General features: G+C 46.7%; 6 protein-coding genes and 1 pseudogene. 2 read left to right on the top strand and 5 right to left on the bottom strand.

Translation table 11 applies throughout. The annotated features are described in order from the left end of the window. Nucleotides 1-246 (top strand): DDE-type integrase/transposase/recombinase (locus B5D35_RS22620; protein WP_139367846.1); only part of this gene is annotated, 246 nt, incomplete at its 5' end. Between the two features lie 2 nt (nucleotides 247-248). Here the strand turns inward: B5D35_RS22620 and B5D35_RS22615 are convergent. From B5D35_RS22615 to B5D35_RS25110, 3 genes are all read right to left on the bottom strand, one after another. Further along, nucleotides 249-461: a hypothetical protein gene (locus B5D35_RS22615; RefSeq protein ID WP_078754679.1), complete on the bottom strand. Its 213-nt coding sequence runs from the start codon at nucleotides 459-461 to the stop codon at nucleotides 249-251. 170 nt (nucleotides 462-631) lie between these two features. After that, nucleotides 632-1,057, bottom strand: a complete 426-nt coding sequence (locus B5D35_RS25115; RefSeq protein ID WP_101210496.1) for a hypothetical protein — start codon at nucleotides 1,055-1,057, stop codon at nucleotides 632-634. Nucleotides 1,058-1,087: 30 nt separating this feature from the next. Next, on the bottom strand, nucleotides 1,088-1,675 hold the full coding sequence (locus B5D35_RS25110) for a GTPase family protein (protein WP_244556717.1): 588 nt from the start codon (nucleotides 1,673-1,675) through the stop codon (nucleotides 1,088-1,090). 469 nt (nucleotides 1,676-2,144) lie between these two features. Between B5D35_RS25110 and B5D35_RS22605 the strand changes: the two genes are divergently transcribed. Continuing rightward, the gene (locus tag B5D35_RS22605) at nucleotides 2,145-2,855 is read left to right on the top strand and encodes a hypothetical protein (RefSeq protein WP_078754678.1); all 711 of its coding nucleotides are present in this window, start codon (nucleotides 2,145-2,147) and stop codon (nucleotides 2,853-2,855) included. Nucleotides 2,856-2,919: 64 nt separating this feature from the next. Here the strand turns inward: B5D35_RS22605 and B5D35_RS22600 are convergent, their stop codons facing one another. Together B5D35_RS22600 and malX are read right to left on the bottom strand one after the other, a co-directional pair. After that, nucleotides 2,920-4,092, bottom strand: a complete 1,173-nt coding sequence (locus B5D35_RS22600) for a MalY/PatB family protein (protein WP_078754677.1) — start codon at nucleotides 4,090-4,092, stop codon at nucleotides 2,920-2,922. Nucleotides 4,093-4,173: 81 nt separating this feature from the next. Then, a pseudogene (malX, locus tag B5D35_RS22595) lies at nucleotides 4,174-5,250 on the bottom strand (maltose/glucose-specific PTS transporter subunit IIBC); the annotation flags it as partial. Between the last annotated feature and the right edge of the window lie 63 nt (nucleotides 5,251-5,313).

Genomic DNA, 5,313 nt, shown 5'->3' with positions numbered 1-5,313 from the left:
CAGGTGAAATACCTCAACAATGGTATTGAATCCGATCATGCCCCCATCAAGAAACTCCTTGCAGGCACCGGCGGTTTTAAAAAACGAAAGCGTGCCTGGTCAACCCTTCAGGGATTCGAATCTCTACGGATGTTGAATAAAGGCCAGTTTGATTTCTGGTTACGTCAGGATGAGCGTAAAGTGCTTGTGCGGGAGAGATCCGCCTTCATGAATCGACTCTTTAATGTCGAGGTAATTTACACGTAATTTCAGGAAGCGGCGGGGTGAAATCCGCCCGATTGAATTTTTTGCAACAACCCCGTTTTACCCACCCCCTGAGGACCAGCAAACATCAGACTTAACGATTGTCCTTCAAGTTGATGCAGACGAAGTTGTAACACCGCTTTTTTGAATTCATCAACGAGTGGTGATTGGCTGATATCCAGCGCGAGTTGGCGCGAAAATGACTTACTGCTTTCCATAGAAATTCACCTCAATGAGTACGACATATTCCTTTATCCATCTGCAACTATACGCAAAGTGTTGAGTAAAGTTTGTCTCGCTCTTGATAGTGGGTGTGGATTTTTTCCGAGCGCATAAACTGAAAAAGCCAGCATTTCTGCTGGCTCTTCTATCAGGTAAGAAGTATGCGTTAGACACTGATTCCAAACTGCTTTCTCAATGCATCACAAACAATTTCACCCAGTGCTCTACCGTTTCGACCTAGGAATGCACCCAACTGACCGCCAAATCTGTCCCCTTCTCTCGCGCCGAGGTGAAGGTTGTCAAAGCAGAGATTTTCAACGCTCTGTAGATAGAGCAATCTGTCATCATGGTCGCGCCAATAGTCATCACCCAGCGTGAAAGGCTGATTAAGCAGTAGCAGACGCTTTTCTTCTGGCAATGTCACCATCATTCGCGCAACCACCTTCATCAGGTTGTAAGGTCGCTTGTCCAGTGAATTTCCCGCCAATGCACTGTAGGCGATCGGACGAGTCTGCACCCCTGTGTTATGGATGAGGCGATAACGTATGGTTGCTGCTGTGCAATCCAGCCAAATTTCCGCATCTAATGGCATGAGTTGACTCGACGACGTGCCGCGAATATTTTACGCGACCTTGTCCGCTTTGTTCATCAAAACCATCAAGCGATTTTCAGTTTGTCGGCCCAACATAGGCACCAAGGTATCGCTGATGTCACGATAGCAATCTTCAAGGTTGTTGCTGGTGGTATCGAGTACGACCAACACCAAATCAATAAGTGGTCTTCCCAGCTCATCGTTTTCCGCGAGTAAAGAACCTAGCTCCGCCGTCATACGTTTTGGGTCTGCACTGTCGCTTGGCAACCGTGCTTCCCAAAGGGTTAACTGGGCAAGTTCATGGCGAGTGATGAGATGCTGATTTTTTTCAGTTTCTGACCACGAATGCTCGCCAAACAATGCGCTTAATGTTGACGTTTTTCCCACGTTGGCGGCGCCAACCATCAAGATATTCAGCGTCGCTGAAGACAGTGCCGTGATACGTTGTTGGATACGAATTTTGTAATCTTCTTCAATCGTATTTGATGCGCTAACATGCTGGCTGATTTCGGAATAGAAAGAAAGCGCATGAGGCCGAACCGGTAACGCATCATCCTTGTTTTTACTATTCAGTAACGCCCGAAATATTTGGGTATTGACGTTATTTTCCATCTGCATGGTGGTGGTTCTCCTCTTTACTAGATTCACTTCTGAACCGGAACACCTTTCCACTATATGCACTTAAGGCATCAACCTGCTGTCTCGCACTTGATAGAGACCGTAAGTTTTTCTGACTGCAATTGAAAAAACGTATTAAAAGAAAGCATTAAACCCAAACAAATATGCCCGTCAAAAAGGGGAGAATAGTCACTATCTCGATAAAGAGATCCGTACGCAATTGTCATTAAAACTTATGCAACACGACTCGTACTGGGCATCAATATTTCAACCTGCAGTCATGTTGTAGAAGAATCATTCGACACTCCTTGCTCGATTCATCTCAGATATCTTCGAAAATTCACCCATCACTCTGTTAATTTATGGTAAATTCCCATGCGCATCAATAGTTTGAATATTTGGCGTAGCAACTAACTCACTTATTACAAGAAACGTAAAACATGGCGATACAAGTACAAAGGAATCAAGGATGAATATTTTTAAGGGAGCCGTAGTTTGCGGCATTTTATTACTCAACACTGCATGTTCAACAATTCCCACTGACTCACTGACAAACGAAGAAGCCGTCGCACTTGAAGGAAAAGCGCTGACGTATTCTCAATACGATGAACTGCCTGATTTCCCCGCGCAAACAGCACTCAATGTGCAATTTGGCCTACTGGGCGTGTTAAGTGCGATTGAAAGCGGCAACACTATTTTGGAAAACAATCAAATTTCCGACCCTGCATTAGACATCGCAAAAGATTTAGCCAAAGGAATCGAGGAAAACTACGACGTTAACATTATTGAAAATGACAAGGTAATCTCCGTTGATGCCGGCCTATCAGACGTGGTTGCTGCTTACGATGAGTATGACTACGTTGTTGACGTGAAGACCACTGGGTGGGGCTCAATCTACTACTTGGAAGATTGGGACAACTATAAACTGTCTTACGGTGCTCACGCTCGACTGATTGATGTTAAAGAAAAAGAGGTAGTGGTTGAAGTTCAGTGTTTCACCCAGCCCGCCTACGATGACTCAAATGAAGGACCTTCCTATGAGCAACTGGAAAACGGTGAAGGCCTGAAGAAAGAAATCGCGCGCGCTGTTGAAATATGCGTTGATTACATTGTCGAACAAGGTCAGCTTCGACAACAAGAAACAAATCAGCCTGTTGAAGCCCTTGCAGACAACCACTGATTTTCTAAAAATTCTATAAAAGAAGCCGACATTGGTCGGCTTCTTCATTTCCGCTCAACATGCGTTATTGCTGTTGAATTGCGCCTATTAATGCATCCAGTCCAGCCATCACTTTCGAACGAGAACAACCTAAGTTCAAACGTACATAACCTTGGCCCATCTCGCCATAAACACCGCCATCCATAATCGCGACATTAAAATGCGCAATAAGATCTTTCTGAAGTTGCGCCATGTCCAGGTCCAGCGATGATAAGTCAATCCACGCCAAATACGTGGCGTCAGGCACCTGATAGTCCACAGAAGGAAACGCCTCTTTTAAGCGCGTGCGAACCAAATTGTGGCTTTCACTCACGTACTCGTTCAACGCTTCGAGCCAGTCTTCGCCTTCATTGTACGCCGCCATCGTGCCGATCACGCCCAAAATCGACGGCGATGAAAGCCCGTCAATTTCCTTCAGCTTGAACAGGTAATCGTTGCGTGCCTTCTCATTTGGGATAAATGCGTATGCGCCGTTCAAGGCGGGAATATTGAAAGACTTAGACGCCGAAGTCACCAATGCCCAACGTTGCTCCATACCAAACCCCAAGAACGGCGTGTGCGCTTTAAAGGCCACATCCATGTGGATTTCATCAGAAATCAGCGCAACGTCATGAAAAACGCATATTTCCGCGATGCGCTTAAGTTCTTCACGTGACCAAATACGGCCAGTTGGGTTCTGCGGACTGCACAATAAGAAAATCGTGGTGTCTGCCAGTGACAATTGCTTATCAAGCAAATCCCAGTCAATTTCCCAACTGCCTTCTTTTTTTATCAATGGGTTGCGAATACAACGACGCCCCGAACCTTCTACCAATTTGTCAAACGCATCATAGGCGGGCGTTTGGAATACCACACCGTCACCCGTATGACTCCACTTTTCAATCAGCTTGGCGATGATGTAAATCACGGACGGGCCGTAGACAATCGTATCTTTATCGATCTGGGCATCAAATCGACGCTGATACCAACCTTCAATGGCACGTTTAAAATCGTCGTGGTTCCAACGACTGTAGCCTAACACGGGATGATCTAAGCGTTCTCTAAGCGCCTTCATCACTGCGTCTGGTGCGGAAAAATCCATGTCGGAGATGGTAAAAGGCAGCAATCCCGCTTTACCGAATCGGTCTTGAACATAATCCCATTGGGTACAATAGCTACCCATACGGTCTATTGGCGTATCAAAATCTATGTGACTCATGAGTATTTCAACCTCATCTGAAACAGGAAAACCCTCGGGCTGTTATCAGTCTCCGAGGGTTAAAACGGGGGAACGTTTTTCTTACATCGCTGGCGCTGAAATCAGAGCCTGCATTTCATTTTTCACCATATGAACTTGCGTACCGATGACCACTTGAAGGTTGTGAGCATCCAGCTTCACTACACCTAAGGCGCCGTAAGCTTTCAGTTTCGCGTCATCCACCAAGTCCATGTTTTTCACAGACATTCGTAAACGTGTGATGCAGTTGTCTAGTGCCAAGATGTTTTCTTTGCCACCTAGCGCTGCCAGAATCGCCGCACCTTTACCTGATTCATTGATGAAAGCCGCTTCCAACTCTGAATCCACTTCCGCGGTATCTACTTCACGGCCCGGCGTTTTCAGGTTGAACTTAGTAATCGCGAACTTGAACACTGCGTAGTAAACCGCAAACCAAGCCGCTGCCACTACCGGTACCAGATACCACTTGGTTGCCGTGCCTTGCAGGACACCAAACACGAGGAAGTCGATGATGTTACCGTCTGTGTTACCAATGGTCACATCCAGCAGACCCATTACCATGAAGCCCAAACCCGTCAAGATGGCGTGAATGAAGTACAGAGCAGGTGCGACGAACAGGAACAGGAACTCCAATGGCTCAGTGATACCACCTACTACACACGCTACCACACCAGAAATTAACAGCGCTTTGATCTTGCTACGATTTTCTGGCTTCGCACAATGGTACATCGCCAGAGCAGCACCAGGTAAACCACCCAGGAACGCTGGCATCTTACCTTGCGACAAGAATGCAGTAACTTCAGGTGTGAAACCGTTGGTGTCAGCACAAGATAACTCAGAGTAGAAAATGGTCAGCGCACCCGATACGGTTTGACCACACACATCCATGGTACCGCCCGCTTCAGTAAAGCGAACCAATGCCACCAGAATGTGGTGCAGACCGATAGGAAGTAGAAGACGCTCACCGGTACCAAACAAGAAAGGACCGAATGCACCCGCGCCAGCAATCAGGTTACCGATGCCGTTGATACCCGCGGCAAAGTAAGGCCACACGAACGGGATCAGAACACCCACAACACCCACAACACCCAGCGTGATGGCTGAGATGATAGGCACAAACCGTGCACCGCCAAAGAAGGCTCCGTTGCAAAGTTTTAAGTTTCAGGCAATCTAGTGTCACCTTCCTCGTCGTTTATTAAGCAT

It is taken from the genome of Enterovibrio nigricans DSM 22720 (assembly GCF_900167155.1).
GTDB lineage: Bacteria > Pseudomonadota > Gammaproteobacteria > Enterobacterales > Vibrionaceae > Enterovibrio > Enterovibrio nigricans.
This window is presented reverse-complemented; position numbering and strand designations above follow the sequence as displayed.

Bases quoted from the DNA above. Each gene is read 5' to 3' on its own strand.
- B5D35_RS22615 (WP_078754679.1), bottom strand. From the start codon at position 461: ATGGAAAGCAGTAAGTCATTTTCGCGCCAACTCGCGCTGGATATCAGC.
- B5D35_RS25115 (WP_101210496.1), bottom strand. From the start codon at position 1,057: ATGCCATTAGATGCGGAAATTTGGCTGGATTGCACAGCAGCAACCATA.
- B5D35_RS25110 (WP_244556717.1), bottom strand. From the start codon at position 1,675: ATGCAGATGGAAAATAACGTCAATACCCAAATATTTCGGGCGTTACTG.
- B5D35_RS22605 (WP_078754678.1), top strand. From the start codon at position 2,145: ATGAATATTTTTAAGGGAGCCGTAGTTTGCGGCATTTTATTACTCAAC.
- B5D35_RS22600 (WP_078754677.1), bottom strand. From the start codon at position 4,092: ATGAGTCACATAGATTTTGATACGCCAATAGACCGTATGGGTAGCTAT.